Source organism: Fulvivirga sedimenti, assembly GCF_020328055.1.
The window spans coordinates 68,654-87,942 of record NZ_JAIXNE010000009.1; the positions used below are offsets into that span (position 1 = coordinate 68,654).

The window sequence follows — 19,289 nt, forward strand, 5'->3', positions numbered from 1 at the left end:
TTATAAATAATTGGCATTTCTGAAGGGATGAGGATATTGCCCGATTTTTAGGGCAATTACTCCAATCAGCTGCAGATTGTCTTTAGGTTCTGCTTTTAACAGAATTTGTCGTTTCACTTTTTTTCCCGCGTCACCCTCGCCTGGTGAAATATTAAGTTGTTGCATCTCAAAACCATCAACCGAAACCTGTATTTCATAGGTTTTTCCAGGATACAGGTTGCAGGTGACCTGGTTGTGAGCTAACTGGAAATCAACTGTTTTATCATCACTTACAATATTTACGTTCTCCTTTGACGCCTGAATTGCAGCGTTGCTTTCGGCTTCAATTATTGAAAAAGTATAAGTGACATATTTTTTCGGAGCCGTGGCAACTGTCGCTATAATGGGCTTATGGAGTATCATCGGATTCAGTGTCATATGTGCAAATCCCGGGACAGTCGTTTTTCGCCTTGTTTCCTTAATTTTTGGTGCCACGCGAATAAACTGGTTTTGTTTTTTGCTGATCATATGCTTCATGAAGGATGCCTTGACCTGATTTTTCTTATTGATGCCAGAAGCCACCTCCATTACGGTTTTCCGATCAAGATTAAGGCCTTTGTTAAAAGATTTGAGTGCCATTTTCTGTTTGCCGATGACGGCCGTATTCAGGATAAAGGGTCCGGCATTCATGTTTCCTTTTTGAGAAAGGATCTGGTTGTTTTTTGCTGAATTTGTAATCAGTTTGATGTCTACATTCCGAACGAAGATTAACTGGGTAGTGATGCGGGGAATTTCCAATTCTGATCTATCCAGAAGGCTTATATCCCAGAAAGGAGATTCAAGCAAGGATTTATCGAACCAGGCCCTAGTGATATTCACATAGAGCAGATCAAAATCTATCCTCTCAATATCAAGATCATTTGATTCCTGATTGTCGAAAATAATCTGATAATCCTGACTCGCAGAAAAAGCATCAATTTCATTCTTCGTGATGGTAATTCGTTTCCAGTCCAGGTCATCGCCGTTGTATAAATTATTCGGCCTGCAGCTGGTTACGAAGTAGGTTGCCCCGCTTGCAGCATGCGTTCGCTTCAGGACATCTAACTGAGCCTTGCTTTCCGACAGCTTAGTCATGAATCTCCGGAATTCTGACTTCATGATTTCAAGAATCCGGCTTTCAACTTCGTCTTTAAATCCGGATGCTGCCCATTCGCTGATTATGTCCTCATAGTTCCCTTCTTTCAGCTGCAATTCCAGTTCAACAGCCTTTTTATTTTCAGCTGTCATGGAATCTTTCAGTTCCCTGATTTCGCGTTTAGTTTTAAATGCCAGCTGCAGGAATGACCTGTATGTATCAATCCCGTCATGGGTGATTGCATTCAATGCCTGATCAAACACCGGATGCTCGTAGAGCATATCTGCCTTGAGTGTATCCGGATCCAGCAGTCTGAGATTCTGGAGAATCAATTGATAAACGTTAAACAGGTAATCCTTCTGCTCTCCGGAAATTGTCCAGAAGTCATTTTTCCTGGGCACTGTATTCGCGATTTGAGAAAATTCATACAGCTCATCGAGATATTTATTCGCATTCAGGGCTGCCTCATTCGAATCCAGGAAAAGGAAATCTTCATAAGTGAATCCCGTTGAAAAGGGGGAGAATATGATGTCATATTCCCCCTTTGCCTTAACCTCGCGATGGAAATCCTCTTCAATTTTTTTGAATATGATTGCAAGTTTTGACATATCATTTGGATTTTATACCCATTCCTGAATATCCGGTTTGGGATCCGGAGATTTATCCATCTTGTGGCACTTGAACCCAATAAGCTGCATTCCTTTGATGCGGATTCCCTGTGAATCAAATTCCACGCTTGAATCATATTCACGACTTGCTGATTCATATTTACCCCCGGCATGGAATGGTCCCCAGGAAACGAATCCACCACCGCTGGCTTTTTTCATTTCAGAGGCAAACTCAGAATTCCGCTCTCCAAAGTACAGGTTAAGATCTTTGACAAATATGGCAGTCGTTGTGTATGCCGGGATCATTCCATCCGGCGGGTTTTTACCATCTGAAATGAAATTATCCTTGAATTCGGGATTACTTTCATCGAATCTCCAATACTTGCTTGTGAGATAATTCACGTTGAACCATGGACGAGAGATTGCAACCTGGCAGATTTTAAAGGAAAGGCTGAAATTGGAGGTATCAATTTTCCGGGTTGACTTTTGCTCTTCATAGCTTCCGGTTCCGCCTATATTGAAAAATCCGAGGGACAATCCGCCGCCGCCTCCGCCTTTCTTTGAATCAAATTTGTAGTGAGAAGCGTAATCACTGCTTTTGAAAGTGAATTCTGTCCATCCATTATCAGTCTTTGCGAATCCGCCTGGGAGAAGGGATGTGAAATAGAAATCTGAACCTGAGGCAATGCCGGTAAGCCTTGCTTTCTCAAGATCGTCAATGTATTGTTGTTTTAAAGTCACCATACTCCGACCTTCCACTTGTCCGATATAGGCCGCGATCTGATCATATTCTTCTTTGAACCCATTGGTGACCCAATCATGTTTGGCCGCCATGACCTTGTTTCTCAAGATGGACCCGTTGATGGCAAAATAATGGACGGCTTGTGGGTCATTACCTGCCAATGCATTGATCCTGTGTGAGTTGTACTCGAGAGCAGCGTTCAAATAATTTTGCATTTTCTCGTTGTACTTTTTCACCAGTTCGGTTTCCTGGGTAACCTCTTCCTCCTCCTCTGTGATCAGGTTTTTCTTGGTCTTTTTCTCCTGTAAAAGTGAGCGGAGGCGTACGATTTTTGCTTTTGTAGCTTCGTCTGGCTCAAAATTGGCAACCTGACTGAATTTCAAAACATGATAATATGCCTGTGAAAGATTGTTTTCAGGATTCCACACATTCATGGTCACATCCCCCGTTACATTTCCGGTATCCGGTAACATATCGCAGAGCCTTGCCAGATTTTCCGCCTGCATGTATTTTCGGTTAACATCCTGTCCGAGCAGCTCCCTTCTTTCCTCATCGGAAATTTCCGGTTCAGGTGGTTGTTCTTCCCCCGCGACAGCTACCTGCCGTTGCGGTTTCCTAACCACTCCGGTGAGCCCTTCAGAAAGGAAATCAAGTTCATCCTTGGGAAAGGGCATGCCAACAGAAAGCCATGCCAGGTAATTGTCTTTGGATTGCGGTACAACATCTCCATCTCCATTCGTGAGTACATCATATAGCTTTCCGAGTACGGAGTTCATTAATTCTTCGGGTAATACTTCCTTTGCCATGATTATTGTTTTTTAATTGGTATTTGATTTGAGAATTTCTTTTAAATATTTGCGGGTATCCTTGTTGAAGATTCCGTTGAGCTCGAGGTCCTCATTGGTCGACTGGAAATCGATCAGGGCCTGTTCTGTTTTCTTTCCGAATATCCCATCTGAAGTTCCGCAGTTAAAGCCCAGTTGCTTAAGAGCATTTTGAAGGATAACTACTTCGAATCCTGTGTCGCCTCGTTTAAGATCGCGGTTGGGAAGCTCGAGTGGCTGAACGTTGCGGAGTCTTCGATATCCCAGAACACGTGATATTGGCTTTGCCGTTATCGATACCTGGTTTCCCTGGTTTCCACCGAGACAATAAACACGTGTGTTATCCGTAGAGAAGCCGGTAAAAATGCCTACATGACCTTTCCATGAATCACGGCTCTCCCGCCAGAAAATGACAATGTCACCAGGCTCAGGGTTTGATATGGGAATTCCAACATTCAACCAGGAACGCGCCGATAGTTTATTGGATCTCTCAAGGTTTGATTTCAGGGCTACCCAATTCATGAAAAGACTGCACCATGCAGCTTCATCCGACGTATAATTGTTTACGCCAAGGTCTTTTGCGTATTGAAGGATTCGGGGGTTGGCTTTCGGGCCGCTGATCTCCTTAACTCCGATCTCAGCAGTAGCGATGTTTAATAAATTTTCCATTTAAATGTGGGTTTACTGGATGATTTCTAAGCAATTTACCTCTTAAAATACCCCCGGGAATCGCCACTATTAGCGAAAATTTATCGGTGTTGACTAACCATAAGTAGCTATATTTCAGTCATATACCTTTTTATAGTGATGCGCGGTTCAATATTTTTTTTAAACTTCATGTGCGTGTGTGTACCATAAAGAAAGAGCTGTGCCATTCTTCACTTACCTGGTCACACAGCTCCTGTGTATAGACACCTGCTATTTGCCGAATGTATCCATCCGGTCTCTGATAGAATCACATTTAAATACCAGACATCATGAAAAATTTTGCAATTCTATTCTTATGCCTCCTTAGTTATGACTTGCCGGGACAGCAACTGGATTCCTTAAGTATTATTCATAACCAACAGATATTTCAGGTACCTCAGCAGGTAACAGAAACAATCAGATATGATACAAAGATCAGGAAGCCTTCTTCTGCACAGTTGGAGGCAGTTAAATCACGCATCGGTTCAGGTTTGCCTCTTAAAGACCTGTATATAATTCCGGAAGTGTATAAGCAACGTGCACAAAATGGCAAGTGGGTATCGTTTTCACCCTACATAATCTCCCATGATAATCTTGAAAAGAATGAGCAAAATAACCTGTCAGGTGAATTTACGATGATACTCGTTGCCGACGAACAGCCCAGTATGAGACTTAATTCAAATGTGCTGGTAGAGTTTGGCGGATCCAATGTTGATTTCATTCCGGAAAATGTCCATATAAATCACACCAACGGTCCGCTTACAAAAATAACCGTTGAGACAGATTTCGCTAATGACTCCATTCCTATCAGAATCATTACAAGTAAATCCGGCCCAAAGGGGTATGATTTTTTCATGAAGGTGCGCCCATTTATAGAGATCATTGCGGAAAAGAAGTCTATCCAGGGTATGGGAATTGAAGAAATTCCAATTACCGTGAGGTTCAGAGGATCATCTTCCTCCTCTTCCGAGCAGGTTGTCTTACACGTGAGCTCTGGTGACCTGGAACGAACAACCATCAATCTTCCCTACAATCAGGCAAGGCAAGTTAAACTGCGCTCCAGCGGGCTTGAAAATATAAGCATTCATGCCACCTCCAATACGCTTTCAGGGACCTCAAATAATATCATAATCAAGCAACAATTTCCATGGATGTTTTTGGTTTCAGCGCTGCTGGGGGGAATTGTGGGTATCCTGATCCGGAACGGATATCGAAAAGACAATAAGCAAGCCGTTACACAGTTCCTCGCCGGAACTCTCATGGGATTAATTGCCGCATTGGCCTATTATGTACTTGGGGTTAATTTTCTGCAACTTCGGGTAAGCAGTATGTTCAATGAATTTGCAGTTTTCACCTTCAGTGCATTGAGCAGCCTTTTTTTGAATCCGTTTGCACTGAAAAAGAAAACGGAAGGCGTACGCCATATTCACTAAAAATCATATTTCGGATTACATGGAACACAATTGAATACACACGTCCATTGTAATATATTGTCTTTTCAGTCGGAAATTCTTTTGCATCGCGCCCAGAATCACTAACTTATTATCGCTTATGAAAAGACGTGAATTATTAAAGTATACGGCACTGGCTTCCGGAACCGCCGTATTTGCCCCATTGGCGAGTTCCATACTTGCGGGGTGCGGGCGCAAACCAGTAGAGGATATCCCAAATTATCAGCCTGAAGTTTTTACCACTGATCAGTTCAAACTGGTAACGGATATGGCCGATATCATACTGCCCCGAACGGATACTCCGGGTGCCTCGGATGTTGGTGTGCCTCAAACCATCGACTCCATTGTCGGCAATGTTTATGAAAAGGCAGATCAGGAACAATATAAGGCCGGTATGACTTCCCTTGAAAGGTTTATGGGGGAAGCAGGTTATACAAAAATGACCCCGGAGGAAAAACTTGGTTTTTTACGAGACTTTGAGACCGGAAATCTGAATGGGCCGGAAGGTGTTGTCGGTGCTTACATGCATCTCAGGCAGCAGATCATTGCTTTCTATCTTTCTTCTGAAGCGATCGCGGAAAATCAATTGAACTATTTACCTGTACCGGGAGAATACGAGCCATGTATCACCCTGGAAGAAGCAGGTGGCAAAGCCTGGGCTATATGAATCTGAACATCAACGGAAAAAAGGAAGTGACCTATGACGCGATCGTTATTGGGTCAGGGATCAGCGGCGGGTATGCCGCCATGGAATTATGCCTCAAGGGGTACAGGACGCTTGTGCTGGAGCGTGGCCGAATGGTAAAACACGGAGAATATCCTACCGCAAATATGGATACCTGGGATCTTGAGAACAGGAATATGGTTTCGGCAGAAGAAAAGGCCCTGCATTACTTCAAGCAAAGCAGGCTGAGCTGGTGGGTGAACCAGGATAATAAGCATTGGATCAATAAGGATGATGAATACCCCTATGACGAAGTGGAGCGGTTCGATTGGATCCGTGGTCATCATGTAGGAGGCAGATCCATCATGTGGGGCAGGCATTGCTACCGATGGAGCGATATCGACTTTGAAGCGAACCTCAAGGATGGCATTGCCATCGACTGGCCCATACGTTACAAGGATATTGAGCCGTGGTATGACTATGTCGAGAAATTTGTGGGTGTAAGCGGACAGAAAGAAGGTCTGAAGCAGGTGCCCGACGGACAATTCCTTAAGCCTTTCCCACTGAACTGCGCCGAACAGCATTTCCGTGAAGCAGTAGGAAAAGTGTACCCGCATCGCGTAGTGACGCCTGGCCGGGTAGCCAACCTTTCAGAATACAACCCTGAGAATCATAAAGGCCTTCGGAGCCAGTGTCTCAGCCGGGACCGGTGCTGGCGTGGCTGTCCGTACGGAGCCTATTTCAGTAGCCTTTCAGGAACGCTCGCTGTTGCGGCAGAAACCGGCAATCTTACGATTCAGGCCGACAGTATCGTTACTGAAATTGTCTTCAACACACAGACCGGGAAGGCCGATAGTGTTCGGATCAAGGATGCCAATACAGGCGAGGAATCGGAATTCTTTGCCCGCATCATTTTCTGCAATGCAAGTACCATCGGATCCACTTCGATCCTGCTGAACAGCCGTTCGGAAACATTCCCTGACGGCCTTGGCAATTCAAGTGGTGAGCTTGGTCATAACATGATGGATCATCATTACGGCATGGGTGCCAGGGGAACGTTGCCCGGCATGGAAGATACCTATTACAAAGGCAGAAGGCCTGGTGGATTCTACATTCCACGGTTCAGAAACATTGATGAGGAAACACGTCGCACTGATTATATCCGGGGATTCGGATACCAGGGACAGGCGTCGAGAGGTCCGAATGCTCCTGCTGGTGTGATCGGCGCGGATCTGAAGGAAGTCATATTTACTCCGGGTGAGTATGGCATTGGTATGACGTGCTTCGGCGAAATGCTTCCCTATCACGACAATAAGATGTTCCTGAATTTTGATAAAACCGATAAGCATGGTATGCCAACGATTGTGTTCGATGCGAAGCTTCGGGAGAACGAAGCCAAACTACGGGTGGATGGCGTGACCTGCGCCGAGGAAATGCTTGAGGCTGCGGGTTGCAAGGATATTACTTCATGGAACCAGGAAACCGCTCCGGGAGCTTGTATTCATGAAATGGGTACCGCGCGTATGGGAAGGGACCCCAGGACCAGTGTGCTGAACAAATGGAACCAGATGCATGAGGTGCCGAATGTATTTATTACAGATGGCTCCTGTATGACAAGTTCCGGCACACAGAACCCCAGTATCACATACATGGCGCTAACGGCGCGGGCAGTGGATTATGCCGATCGGCAAATTAAGGCAGGATCATTATAAAGAGTAAGAGCGCCCTGAAGCGCTCTTACGAAGGTAGGTTAAAATAGCTTTTAGTAAGTAAAGACCGTCGGGCTTTCCTGAAGCTTTTGCATCATCATGCCCGGGCTTGATACGTTAATCCCATCGGCCAGATCATTTTCTGAGATCCCCTGAATTTTCATGCACATAGGGCAGGCAACAACATTGCCACCCTTCGCAATGATACTTTTTATGATGCCGTGCAGGTTCTCCCCGTTGAATTCGATGGATGCCGCATCTTTCGAGGCTAGTTTTACACCCATCACATTCATGAAAATTGTCACCTTCAGCCCGTTTTCAAGGGCTTTTTCGGCAAAATGAAGAGCCATTAGCGAACTCTGCGGACTGGCGGTTACATCACTCGTAAGATTGATGATCAATTCTGCCGGATCTGTTAGGCAAACTGTACCGGCGGGATTTTCAGAAAAAGATGTGGCGTTCGCGACAAAACCGGTCATGATGATGAGCAAGCCAGACAAAACGATTGATATTTTACTTTTCATAATTTCAGGCATTTGATTGATGAATTCATTGACTTTGTTATTTCAAATTGACCTAATTTTTTTGATTGATGAGGTAACTTTGGTTACGGTTGACATTAAACGGCCGTACACTTTTTTAAAAATATCCCGGACATTTGATTACCAATTTTTTTACCTTACAAGGAAGAATAATGAAGCATGGCATATAGCGAATACCTTGCAGACCGGGTGCGGCAACGCCTGAAGCCGCACGGAATATCCGATGAAAAGAAGATGATGGGCGGGCTCATCTTTATGGTGAATGAGAAAATGTGTGTAGGAATTGATATGGATAAAAAAACCGGCAACGACCGGTTGATGATCCGGGTAGGAAAGGCTTCGCATGACCAGTTGCTCTTCAAGCGGGGAAGCCGTGAAATGGATTTTACCAGAAAGACCATGAGAGGATTTCTGTTCATTGATCCGGAAGGATTCGATGCGGATGATGATCTCGACTTCTGGATTCAAAAGGCCCTGGAGTTTAACAAACAACATTAAGAGAATGTCAAATCCTGCTGCGTTATTGCTTGTCGACGTTCAGGTCGGGCTGGATGAGCTGGATTATTACGGCGGGCACAGAAATAACCCGGATGCTGAGGCCAATATGGCGAAATTACTGAGTTATTGGCGTACCAGGGAGTTTCCGATAATACATGTGAAGCACAATTCTACCAATCCGGATTCTCCCCTGGCGCCGGGTAAGCCTGGCAACAGCATTAAGTCGGTTGTTCAGCCTGAGGCCGGAGAGCCGGTGATTGAAAAAAATGTGAACAGCGCATTTATTGGTACCGACCTGGCAGACAGACTGCAAGCAATGGATATCAATAAGCTGGTTATAGCGGGGCTCACTACTGAACATTGTATTTCATCAACCGTACGTATGGCGGCAAATCTTGGATTTAAGGTTGTCGTTGTTTCTGATGCTACAGCGGCGTTTGCCAAAACGAACGGGAATCAATTATATGATGCCCAGCTGGTCCATGATATTGAGCTTGCCAATCTTTCAGGCGAGTTTGCTGAAGTGAAAATAACAGAGGATTTACTTCGTTGAATTGAATTTCTGAATGGTATTTTCAAGGATATCAGCAGTATACAGGTTGCCCTTCTCATCAATAGCAATGTCATGGTATCGTACAACCTCACCGTTGTAATTCCCATTTCTGCCGTACCTGTTCAAAACTGATTCCAATGCATCGAGGTGGATGATATCGGAACCTTTCACGATGCTTTCCGCCACGACGTGGTAATCAATACCGAATACGTCACCGTTCTTTCCCGTTACAACGGAGTATAGTTGCTCACCTTCTTCATTTTGCCACAGCTTGATAAACTCTCCCTCGGCACTGAATTTCTGGATCCTGTTGTTCTCCCGGTCTGCGACATATACATTTCCCTCCTCATCAATATCAATACCGTGGGGTGTATTGAACTGTCCCGGCAGATCGCCAAATATGCCCCAGTCAAAAAGGTATTTCCCGGATGGATCGAAGACAATCACCCTGCTGTTGCCATAGCCGTCGCTTACGTAGATATTTCCATTTGAAGCGATGGCAATGTCGGTTGGCAGGTAAAAATGACTTGAGTCGGTACCGTAAATTCCTTCTTCTCCGAGGGTCAGCAGCAATTCACCTTCATGACTGAATTTGAAGACCTGGTGCCGTGCTACATCAGTCATCCATACATTATTTTCTTTGTCTGCCGTGAGACCATGTGGCATAATGAAAAGATCTTCACCCCAGGAATTGATCAAATTGCCTGATTCAGCGTCCAGCATGAAGATGGTTGGCCTGGTTATCGGATCTTCCGGAAATGGATCTGTCCATTGACGGCCGGCACGGTGAAATACGAATAAATGACCATGCTTGTCGATATCGAGCCCGGTTGCATTCCCCAGTTGAATCGAGTCAGGCAGGTCGGGCCAGTCCTGCATCAGACTGTATGCGACAGCAGAGGTGCTGGCTGATTCAGTTTCGGCAGTCTGATTTTTACAGCCGATCAGGGTTATCAGGAAAATCGATGTGATACTAAGCAGGTTTATTTTCATTGGTTAAAATTCTCCGGACATAATTTCCATTAATTCAATTGATTCTCCATCGGGTCCTTTGAAGAATGCATTTTTTGCAGAAGTATTCAAATTCGTGCGTACTGTTCTTACACCCGTATAATCCTTTCCACCTGCGTCAAGCACACGTTGTGCTGCTTTTTCAATATTCTTGACATCCACACCCAGGTGTTGAAAAAACGGAGAAATTCCATTGTCTTCAACCGACCGTTCGGCCATTTCAAAAACGAAGTCCTGGCCCGGAAATTTCAGAAAAGCCATATTAACCGTATTGGTTGTTTCTGTGCCATCGGGCTGCAGGACCTTCAGTGATGTTATTCTCTGTGTAACCTCCAGGTCGAATGCCCTGGTGTAAAATTCGATGGATGCATCAATATCAGATACATAGAGCATGACATGGTTGAAGCGGGGTGAAAGGGCCTTTTGTTTGCCGGTATAGGTTGCGGCAATCAGCAGCATAGCTGATAAGGTGAGGAATAGCAGTGCTTGTCGGATTTTCATTGAATTTGTGGTTAAGAAATTCAATATAGTCACATTCCGGCAATTGTATTTCGATTTACTTAATCATAAAAATTAAAGCGGGAATTATGGGTTGTCCGTCCAAAATATTTTATTCCCCATCAATAGGGGATTGGGGTGGCCTGATAATCTATTTCGGGGGTTGATCTAATTTCGATTCTCATTCAGGGTCTTCCAAAAATCAGCCGCGAGTTTTTCGTGATCGATCCAGGTGTAAACCCGGATGTTTCGTACTTTATTTTCGGGTGGTGTGTTTACCTCCGCTATTTTCGCAAGCCCCGGTTTCAGGTAGGCTTCCACGAGGGCGAGGTCCCACATGATCCTTGTTTTATCCTGCGGGTTGTGTATGCGCCAGCGATCTGCCAGTATTTTTTCTACGGGAATGGCATCTTTTAATTGCTCATAGGTATTATCCCGGTCAAATTGAAGGGGAAATGCAGCATCCAATGGCATCACGGTGAAATCAAAACCCTCCAGGTTCAGCAGGTAGTCGAATGCATTCAGATCATTGCGGATGTTGAATTCATTCTTATTCCAGGCCCGGGTATTGGGGTTATATCGCGCACCAAGGCTGAAAACCCTTATTCTGGGGAGGATTTCAGGGGCTATGATCACAGCTGAGGCAATGTTCGTAAGTGCTCCCAACGTTAACACATCCAGGAACTCATCATCCTTCAGCATCTTCACTTGCCGAATCAACTCCTGAACTGCCGGTGAATCACGGGGATCCTGCTGGCCCCAGGCACGTCCAATCTGACGGTCGGCACCCAGCGGGAGTGGAATACCAGTGATTTGCATGGCAGACATGAGCTCTTCATTCAAGCGCTGACTTTCCTCGACAGTGTTGAGCGTCTTCGCATCATACGCATTCCATTTTTCAAAAACGAGAAGATCGGGATTGTTGAAATGCGCCGAACTGATTCCCACCACCTCGATATCCGGATCCAGAACGAGACGAACGAGTGCATACAGATCGTCCATCTCATTTCCCGTATCCGTATCCAGCCATACCTTTTGCTGACCGTTTGCGTGAAGCAGGCCTGATATAAATAGCAGGAATGACAGCAATATCTTGCGTAGCATCATAATAATGTTTTTAAAATGGTGAGAAGGCCGTCCATCTGTTCCTTTGTATTGTAACTGTGAAGGCAGATCCTGAGACGCTCTGTACCTTCCTGAACCGTTGGAGGAAGAATGGGTCGCACATCGTACCCGGCAGCTTGTACGGTTGCTGCGGCATTTCGTACGGGTTCTTCCCCCGGGATCAAAACAGCCTGCACCGCATGGGGTCCGGGCATTACACGTTCATTCAGAATCGCTCCACTTTTTTGATGAAAATAGGAAATATTGTTGTAAAGACGTACCGCCAACTCCGGATGTGATTTCAGAAAATCAAAGGCTTTCCTGATCTGGACAAACAAGTGGGGTGGTGGTGCCGTGGTGTAAATGAATGGCCGGGAATTATTGACCAGAAAATCTTTGAGCCAGGCAGAGCCTGAGACAGATGCTCCGTGCAGTCCGACAGCCTTGCCAAATGTATTTACCCTGGCGAAAAACTCAATATTATCGGCTTCAGAAATTCCCCCGCCATGTATCCCTGCCAATCCGGTAGCATGCGCTTCATCAATGATGAGCCGGGCTTCAAATTGCTGACAAAGCAGCTGTATTTCTTTCAATGGCGCCTGGTCTCCATCCATCGAATAAACAGATTCCACCACAACATACGCCTGTCCGGAGGCATTCTTTAATCGTGACTCCAGGTGATTGAGGTCGTTGTGTCGGAATGAAAATCCGTTTGCCAGTGAAAGCCGAACTCCGTCTTTGATACATGCGTGGGACAGGCTGTCATAAAGTATGGTGTCATGCCGGCCCGGAACCGCTGAGAGCAATCCGAGGTTGGCCATATACCCGGAAGGAAATATCAGAACGCCCTCCTGCGACCAGTGATCTGCCAGGTACGCTTCAGTATGCATGGCCTCCTCTGAATTTCCTGTGAGCAATCTTGACCCGGTGGAGCCATGGGCCCCGTCGGGTGATCCGCTGAATATATCGGATCTCGCAAGGCCCAGGTAATCGTTCGATGAGAAATCGACCAATCCCCGGATCTCCGGCAAGATGCGGCGGTATTTTGAGTTGACAGCCAAACTGTTTCAGAAAATGAGAATACTGTATTCAAAAGGATTCAGTATTCTCATACCCGTTTATTTTGCTTCCGGACGATTGAGCACTACATTCAGCGATAGTTCTTTTAATTGTTCTTCACTGATAGTACTCGGAGAGTCAATCATGACGTCACGACCGGAATTATTTTTTGGAAATGCAATGTAATCACGGATTGAATCAGACCCGCCAAAAGTTGCGCACAAACGATCAAAACCAAAGGCAATTCCCCCGTGCGGAGGAGCTCCAAATTCAAAGGCATCCATCAGGAAACCAAATTGCTTTTTCGCTTCCTCATCTGTGAATCCCAGAAGTTTGAACATTTCCTGCTGAAGGTCTCGATCATGGATACGAATGGATCCACCACCGATTTCCACGCCGTTAATGACCAGGTCATATGCATTCGCCTTTACACTTCCCGGGTCTGAGATCATCTTTTCTCGGTCTTCCGGGCGGGGAGAGGTAAACGGATGGTGCATGGCGTGGTAACGGTTGGTTTCTTCATCCCATTCCACCAACGGAAAATCAAGCACCCATAATACCTTAAACTCATCTTTGCTTCGTAAGCCGAGCTCATTGCCCATATGCAGACGCAGCTCGTTCAGCGCTTTCCTTGTTGGATTTATATCTCCGGAAAGTACCAGCATCAGATCACCGGGTTTGGCGCTCATCTTTTCAGCCCATTTCTTCAGGTCTTCCTCGCCGTAAAATTTATCAACAGAGGACTTGAAAGAGCCATCCTCGTTGTATTTTACATAGACCAATCCCTTGGCGCCGATTTGAGGCTTTCTGACGAAATCGGTGAGTGCATCAAGCTGTTTGCGCGTATATTCCGCACAGTTCGGGGCGCAAATACCAACCACAAGCTCTGCCTGGTCGAAGACGTTGAATCCTTTGCCCTGTGCGACGTCATTTAGTTCATGGAATGACATTCCGAACCGGATATCCGGTTTGTCGGAACCATACATACGCATAGCATCGTCATATTGAATTCTTGGAACATCGCCGATATCAATGTTTTTCAATGTTTTAAACAGATGACGGATCAGTCCCTCGAAGGTATTCAGGATATCCTCACGCTCCACGAACGACATTTCGCAGTCAATCTGGGTGAATTCCGGCTGACGGTCTGCGCGCAGGTCTTCGTCACGAAAACATTTGACAAGCTGGTAATACCGGTCGAAACCAGAGACCATCAGCAACTGCTTGAAAGTTTGAGGTGACTGCGGCAATGCATAGAATTCCCCGGGATTCATTCTTGACGGAACAACAAAATCACGGGCACCTTCGGGAGTGGATTTTATAAGTACGGGTGTCTCCACTTCGATAAAATCTGAATTATCGAGGTAGTTGCGCGTTTCCCGCATTAAGCGGTGGCGCAGCTGCAGTTTTTCCCGAACGGTCTTTCGTCTCAGATCCAGGTAACGGTATTTCAACCGAAGGTCATCACCACCGTCGGTTTCATCTTCAATGGTAAATGGAGGTGTTTTGGCAGCATTCAGAATCGAAAGCCGGTTCACTTTGATCTCCACATCTCCTGTGGGGATCTTGTCATTTTTGCTGACGCGTTCAACGACCTGACCTGAAGCCTGAATTACATATTCACGGCCGAGGGATGTGGCTACATCAATAATTTCGGATGGCGTAGATCCTTCTTCAAATAAAAGCTGGGTAATGCCGTATTTATCGCGGAGGTCGATCCAGATCAGGCCGCCCTTATCCCGGATGCGCTGCACCCATCCGGTAAGGATTACGTCCTGTCCGACATGTTCCATTCGTAATTCTCCGCAAGTATGTGATCTGAGCATGGATATCTTTCTTATTTTTGGAAGGTCAAAGTTAACCGTATTAATTTTGCCGGAAAAAGATTTATAAAATTTAGCAGATCTGTATGACCAAGTTTTTTCTAGTCCTTGTCCTGATATTCAGTCCGTTTACCCAGGAGGGAAAGTGGACCAAGATCAAGGTAGGTGAAAATATCACCATGTCCCTCCCGGAAGATTTTTATGAAATGACGCCTCAGGACATCGCCCAGCGCTATCCGTCGGTGCGCCGGCCACTGGGAGCGTATACCAATAGTCAGCGCCTTGCAGACATAAGTATCAAAATTTCGGCCACACAATGGAGGTCAACTGATACACCCATCGCAAAGGATTTTTTCAAGTCGAGTGTGATGAATCTCTATGATCGGGTTGATTTTACCAAGGAGGTGATCGAAACCATCGATGGAAAGGATTTCATTATTTTTGAGTTTGATTCGCGTATTAATCCGGAGGAAAGCCTTGAAAACCGACAGGCTGTCCGGAAGTATAACTATGTTATGTATCTCATCAAGGATATGCAGACCTATGTTTTTACCTTCCAGTGTCCTGTTCAGATTAAAGATCAGTGGACAGAGAAAGCCGCGGCAATTATGCAAAGCGTGAAAGTGAAATAATATGGAGGGAGGCATTCTTACCGATGAATATTTCATGAATGAAGCGATGAAGCTTGCGCTTCAGGCCGAGGAAGAAGGTGAAATTCCGGTCGGGGCTGTGATGGTGGCCAACGGCCGTATCATTGCCAGGGCCTACAATCAGACTGAAAAACTGAATGACCCGACTGCTCATGCTGAAATGCTCGCCATCACCTCCGCTACGCATTATCTCGGAACAAAATACCTTACCGACTGTTCTCTTTATGTGACCCTTGAGCCGTGCGGCATGTGTGCCGGAGCACTTTACTGGGCTCAACTGAAAAGGCTGGTCTATGCTGCTTCGGATGAGAAAAGGGGTTACATTTCACTGAATCCGGGACTGATTCATCCGCGAACTGAGGTTGTCCGCGGGCCGTATGAACAGGAATCCTCTGAAATGGTGAAACGGTTCTTTAAGAGATTAAGAGATTAGTATTTTTTGGGACCACAGAATTTTATTCAAGTGTGTAAACACGTAACTTAGTATTCCTTATCGAAGGCCCAGGTCTTCATAGATGTTCAACAATAAAATCATATATATTATGTCTTTCGAATTACCCAATCTTCCATATGCATTCGATGCCTTGGAACCAAATATTGATGCACGTACCATGGAAATTCACCATGGCAAGCATCACGCTGGTTATACCAGCAAATTAAATGACGCAGTTGCCGGAACTGACATGGAAGGCAAGTCAATTGAGGACTTATTGAAAAGTCACAGTGATAATACAGCTATTCGAAATAATGGCGGTGGATATTATAACCATAATCTTTTCTGGAAAGTAATGTCTCCCGATGGGGGCGGACAGCCTACAGGAGCATTGGCAGAAGCAATTAATGCTGCATTCGGATCTTTCGACGGATTTAAGGAGAAGTTCTCGGCTGCAGCAGCTACCCGTTTCGGTTCAGGCTGGGCGTGGCTTTGCGTGCACCCCGGTGGTAAGGTTGAAATTTGTTCAACTGCCAACCAGGACAATACACTGATGCCTGGTGTTGGCTGCGGAGGATATCCTATTCTTGGACTGGATGTTTGGGAACATGCGTATTACCTGCATTACCAGAACAGGAGACCTGATTATATTTCATCATTTTATAATGTGATCAACTGGAGTGAAGTAGCACGCCGGTTTGAAGAAGGTAAATAAAAAAAGGCCCAAGCACGGGCCTTTTTAACCTAAACTATGAAATCAATTTGACGGGAGGAGCTCTTTTGCTCCTCTTTTTTTGTACCGCCGTCTCTACGGTTGGTTGGGTTGTTGTTTATATTGATTGAGTTAATTCCTTGATCCTGACCTGCATTTTAGAATGCAACAGCCGTACCAAAAATATAAAGTATTGATAATCAATTATTTAAATATTGTTCGATTCTTTTTTGTGTACGATTATGAACAGCCTGTGAACGTTTTTGATGTTTCAGATCAAAGAGGTGCAACGTCTTTGTGAAAGCGAAGGAATATTCTATTTTTGTGGCGTTAAAAAAATAACCATCCATGAGCGTACTTGTAAACAAAGATTCAAAAGTTATTGTACAGGGTTTTACCGGTTCTGAAGGAACATTTCATGCCGGACAGATGATTGAATACGGGACTAATGTCGTTGGCGGGGTAACACCTGGCAAGGGTGGTCAGACCCACCTTGATCGTCCGGTTTTCAATACAGTAAAGGACGCTGTGGATAAGGCTGGTGCGAACGTATCGATCATTTTTGTGCCTCCGGCATTTGCTGCGGATGCGATCATGGAAGCTGCTGATGCCGGTATCAAGGTAATCATTGCCATTACAGAGGGCATTCCTGTTAAGGACATGCTGCATGCAAAGAAATATATTAAGGATCGCGGTGTAACGCTCATCGGTCCGAACTGTCCGGGTGTAATCACGCCAGGTGAGGCCAAAGTTGGTATCATGCCGGGTTTTGTATTTAAGTCCGGAAAAATCGGGATCGTTTCCAAGTCGGGAACACTTACCTATGAAGCGGCCGACCAGGTGGTTAAGGCTGGCATGGGAATATCAACCGCGATCGGTATCGGTGGTGATCCCATCATCGGGACATCAACCAAGGAAGCGGTGGAAATGCTGATGAATGACCCGGAGACGGAAGGTATTGTCATGATTGGTGAGATTGGCGGTCAGTATGAAGCGGATGCTGCTCGCTGGATCCAGTCGAAGGGAAACCCTAAGCCTGTAGTTGGATTTATTGCCGGACAAACTGCTCCGAAAGGAAAACGGATGGGGCATGCCGGTGCCATTATCGGAGGCGCTGATGATACCGCTGCCGCCAAAATGAAAATCATGAAAGAATGTGGTCTGCACGTAGTAGCCTCTCCTGCGGATATCGGGGCTGTTATGGCAGAAGCGCTGAAATAGTCAGTAGTCAGCCTGCCTGCCCTCCGGGAGGCCCGTGTAATCTTCCAGCTTTGAGCCGCAACCCTTCTTTCACACGTCATCCCGGTGTAATCTCCCGGCCTTGAGCCGGGAGTCGGACCGGGACCTATTGTGTGGCATTGAACAGTATAGAGACAATGTTACCCATCATCTGGCTTCCTTTACCCGGCAAAAGCAAATAAAGAATTTGCGACGGATGCAGATCCCTGCCCGACTCCCTGATTATCCCCGGCTATCGCCGCCGATCTCAGGGAGTTCCGCAGGGATGACGGTTTGGGGAGGGGCTACCTGCCTTCAGGCAGGCAGGTCCGTGTAATCTTCCAGCTTTGAGCAGCAACTCCTCTTTCACTCGTCATCCCAGTATAATCTCCCGGCCTTGAGCCGGGAGTCGGACCGGGGCCTATTGTGTGGCATTGAACAGTATAGTGACAACCTTACCCATCATCTGGCCTTTCGGCATAAACAATATAGGATTAGCGACGGACAAAGGTCCCCGCCCGACTCCCTGAATGTCCCCGGCATAGCCGGGTGCCTCATGGAGTACCGCCGGGATGACGCTGGTGGGTGGAAATGTACGGCGCATATGTGCCCATTCACAACAATAAAAAAAGCCCCAAAACGGGGCTTTTTTTATTGTTGAGGGAATAATTTCTGTATCTGTTTACTAACCTCAAAAGTTCTGTTACATGTCACCTGATGCGATATTCGCGTTGGGTGTTCTGTTGATGGCGTATTCTTTTACGAATGCTTTTTCAGTTTCGGGGTTGAGTTCCACACGTACCCATCCGAGGTATGATTTTCCATCTTTCACAAGTTTCACGCCGAGGTACTGGGCACGGTCACCAGACCAGGTTCCATTCCAGTTGAGGGACTCACCGTTATAAACCGATTCGATGATCTCACCGTGTGCCTCGCTCCAGCGAACATTACCGCGTGGCATATCCATGGAGATGTTTTCACCTTTTTCAGTGATGGCGGCACTTCCGGCAATATCCATTACCTGGTGATCCTGCAATGCCTGGATGATGTATTTGGTGTGTACACTTCCTTCAAGACCTACCGATACGGTTTGGAAAACGAAATCGTTTTTACCGTCACGATCGATATCGAGGTAGTAAGGACTTGCGTAACCGAAGCTGGCTTCAGTAGCAGGAACGAAATGAGCGATGGTAGAGGCTTCGGGTTCCACAGACGCGGGGCGTTCAGTGTTGACGATCAAAGCAAATGTTATCAGGGTTGAAAATAAGAGTTTCATGATTGTTGTATTTTGAGTTTTTGACCTTCTTTGTTGTTGTTGTAATTATTTTGAGTTTTTGACCTTTGTTGACCTGTCTGTTAAATGGCAAGGGTGGTGCCAATAAGTTAACA

The 19,289-nt window shown here is 45.8% G+C and carries 20 protein-coding genes; 9 read left to right on the forward strand and 11 right to left on the reverse strand.

Annotated elements, in window-relative coordinates:
- Genes LDX50_RS29880 through LDX50_RS29890 form a run of 3 tightly spaced genes read right to left on the reverse strand, consistent with a single transcriptional unit; the run spans position 1 to position 3,957 of the window.
- Positions 1 to 1,722, reverse strand: a complete 1,722-nt coding sequence (locus LDX50_RS29880; RefSeq protein WP_225699979.1) for a hypothetical protein — start codon at positions 1,720 to 1,722, stop codon at positions 1 to 3.
- A 12-nt stretch (positions 1,723 to 1,734) separates the two neighbouring features.
- Positions 1,735 to 3,270 (reverse strand): hypothetical protein, encoded by a 1,536-nt coding sequence (locus LDX50_RS29885; protein ID WP_225699980.1) that lies wholly within the window; start codon positions 3,268 to 3,270, stop codon positions 1,735 to 1,737.
- A 12-nt stretch (positions 3,271 to 3,282) separates the two neighbouring features.
- Complete coding sequence (locus tag LDX50_RS29890) at positions 3,283 to 3,957, reverse strand: C40 family peptidase (RefSeq protein ID WP_225699981.1); 675 nt, start codon at positions 3,955 to 3,957, stop codon at positions 3,283 to 3,285.
- Between the two features lie 308 nt (positions 3,958 to 4,265).
- Between LDX50_RS29890 and LDX50_RS29895 the strand changes: the two genes are divergently transcribed.
- From LDX50_RS29895 to LDX50_RS29905, 3 genes are all read left to right on the forward strand, one after another.
- Positions 4,266 to 5,408: a hypothetical protein gene (locus LDX50_RS29895; protein WP_225699982.1), complete on the forward strand. Its 1,143-nt coding sequence runs from the start codon at positions 4,266 to 4,268 to the stop codon at positions 5,406 to 5,408.
- A 118-nt stretch (positions 5,409 to 5,526) separates the two neighbouring features.
- Entirely contained in the window at positions 5,527 to 6,093 is a 567-nt protein-coding gene (locus LDX50_RS29900; protein ID WP_225699983.1) for a gluconate 2-dehydrogenase subunit 3 family protein, read from the forward strand.
- Positions 6,090 to 7,802 (forward strand): GMC oxidoreductase, encoded by a 1,713-nt coding sequence (locus tag LDX50_RS29905; protein WP_225699984.1) that lies wholly within the window; start codon positions 6,090 to 6,092, stop codon positions 7,800 to 7,802. Before LDX50_RS29900 ends, LDX50_RS29905 begins: the two co-directional genes overlap by 4 nt.
- Positions 7,803 to 7,852: 50 nt before the next feature.
- Here the strand turns inward: LDX50_RS29905 and LDX50_RS29910 are convergent, their stop codons facing one another.
- The gene (locus tag LDX50_RS29910; RefSeq protein ID WP_225699985.1) at positions 7,853 to 8,323 is read right to left on the reverse strand and encodes a DsrE family protein; all 471 of its coding nucleotides are present in this window, start codon (positions 8,321 to 8,323) and stop codon (positions 7,853 to 7,855) included.
- Positions 8,324 to 8,500: 177 nt separating this feature from the next.
- Here LDX50_RS29910 and LDX50_RS29915 point away from each other — a divergent pair, with 177 nt between their 5' ends.
- A complete protein-coding gene (locus LDX50_RS29915) occupies positions 8,501 to 8,839 on the forward strand; it encodes a TfoX/Sxy family protein (protein ID WP_225699986.1) in 339 nt (112 codons plus the stop codon).
- Positions 8,840 to 8,843: 4 nt separating this feature from the next.
- Positions 8,844 to 9,392 (forward strand): cysteine hydrolase family protein, encoded by a 549-nt coding sequence (locus LDX50_RS29920; protein WP_225699987.1) that lies wholly within the window; start codon positions 8,844 to 8,846, stop codon positions 9,390 to 9,392.
- Here LDX50_RS29920 and LDX50_RS29925 read toward each other — a convergent pair.
- The 5 genes from LDX50_RS29925 to aspS form a co-directional block, all read right to left on the reverse strand.
- Positions 9,381 to 10,385: a peptidyl-alpha-hydroxyglycine alpha-amidating lyase family protein gene (locus LDX50_RS29925; protein ID WP_225699988.1), complete on the reverse strand. Its 1,005-nt coding sequence runs from the start codon at positions 10,383 to 10,385 to the stop codon at positions 9,381 to 9,383. The genes LDX50_RS29920 and LDX50_RS29925 overlap by 12 nt on opposite strands.
- Before the next feature lie 3 nt (positions 10,386 to 10,388).
- A complete protein-coding gene (locus LDX50_RS29930) occupies positions 10,389 to 10,904 on the reverse strand; it encodes a VOC family protein (protein ID WP_225699989.1) in 516 nt (171 codons plus the stop codon).
- A 165-nt stretch (positions 10,905 to 11,069) separates the two neighbouring features.
- Positions 11,070 to 12,008 carry a nucleoside hydrolase gene (locus LDX50_RS29935; protein WP_225699990.1) on the reverse strand — a complete coding sequence of 313 codons (939 nt, stop codon included), beginning with the start codon at positions 12,006 to 12,008 and terminating at the stop codon, positions 11,070 to 11,072.
- Positions 12,005 to 13,066: an aminotransferase class I/II-fold pyridoxal phosphate-dependent enzyme gene (locus LDX50_RS29940; RefSeq protein ID WP_225699991.1), complete on the reverse strand. Its 1,062-nt coding sequence runs from the start codon at positions 13,064 to 13,066 to the stop codon at positions 12,005 to 12,007. The genes LDX50_RS29935 and LDX50_RS29940 overlap by 4 nt, the downstream gene beginning before the upstream one ends.
- Before the next feature lie 57 nt (positions 13,067 to 13,123).
- The gene (gene aspS, locus LDX50_RS29945; RefSeq protein WP_225699992.1) at positions 13,124 to 14,890 is read right to left on the reverse strand and encodes an aspartate--tRNA ligase; all 1,767 of its coding nucleotides are present in this window, start codon (positions 14,888 to 14,890) and stop codon (positions 13,124 to 13,126) included.
- Positions 14,891 to 14,973: 83 nt separating this feature from the next.
- On the opposite strand from aspS, the gene LDX50_RS29950 reads away from it, so the two are divergent.
- The 4 genes from LDX50_RS29950 to sucD all read left to right on the forward strand — a co-directional run bounded on the left by LDX50_RS29950 (position 14,974) and on the right by sucD (position 17,903).
- A complete protein-coding gene (locus LDX50_RS29950; RefSeq protein WP_225699993.1) occupies positions 14,974 to 15,519 on the forward strand; it encodes a hypothetical protein in 546 nt (181 codons plus the stop codon).
- Between the two features lies 1 nt (position 15,520).
- Complete coding sequence (locus LDX50_RS29955; RefSeq protein WP_225699994.1) at positions 15,521 to 15,970, forward strand: nucleoside deaminase; 450 nt, start codon at positions 15,521 to 15,523, stop codon at positions 15,968 to 15,970.
- A 109-nt stretch (positions 15,971 to 16,079) separates the two neighbouring features.
- Positions 16,080 to 16,685, forward strand: a complete 606-nt coding sequence (locus LDX50_RS29960; protein WP_225699995.1) for a superoxide dismutase — start codon at positions 16,080 to 16,082, stop codon at positions 16,683 to 16,685.
- A 345-nt stretch (positions 16,686 to 17,030) separates the two neighbouring features.
- Positions 17,031 to 17,903, forward strand: coding sequence for a succinate--CoA ligase subunit alpha (gene sucD, locus LDX50_RS29965; protein ID WP_225699996.1), 873 nt, complete (start codon positions 17,031 to 17,033; stop codon positions 17,901 to 17,903).
- 418 nt (positions 17,904 to 18,321) lie between these two features.
- Here sucD and LDX50_RS29970 read toward each other — a convergent pair whose 3' ends face one another.
- Positions 18,322 to 18,504 carry a hypothetical protein gene (locus tag LDX50_RS29970; protein WP_225699997.1) on the reverse strand — a complete coding sequence of 61 codons (183 nt, stop codon included), beginning with the start codon at positions 18,502 to 18,504 and terminating at the stop codon, positions 18,322 to 18,324.
- A gap of 99 nt (positions 18,505 to 18,603) precedes the next feature.
- A complete protein-coding gene (locus LDX50_RS29975) occupies positions 18,604 to 19,176 on the reverse strand; it encodes a hypothetical protein (protein ID WP_225698740.1) in 573 nt (190 codons plus the stop codon).
- Positions 19,177 to 19,289: the final 113 nt, after the last annotated feature.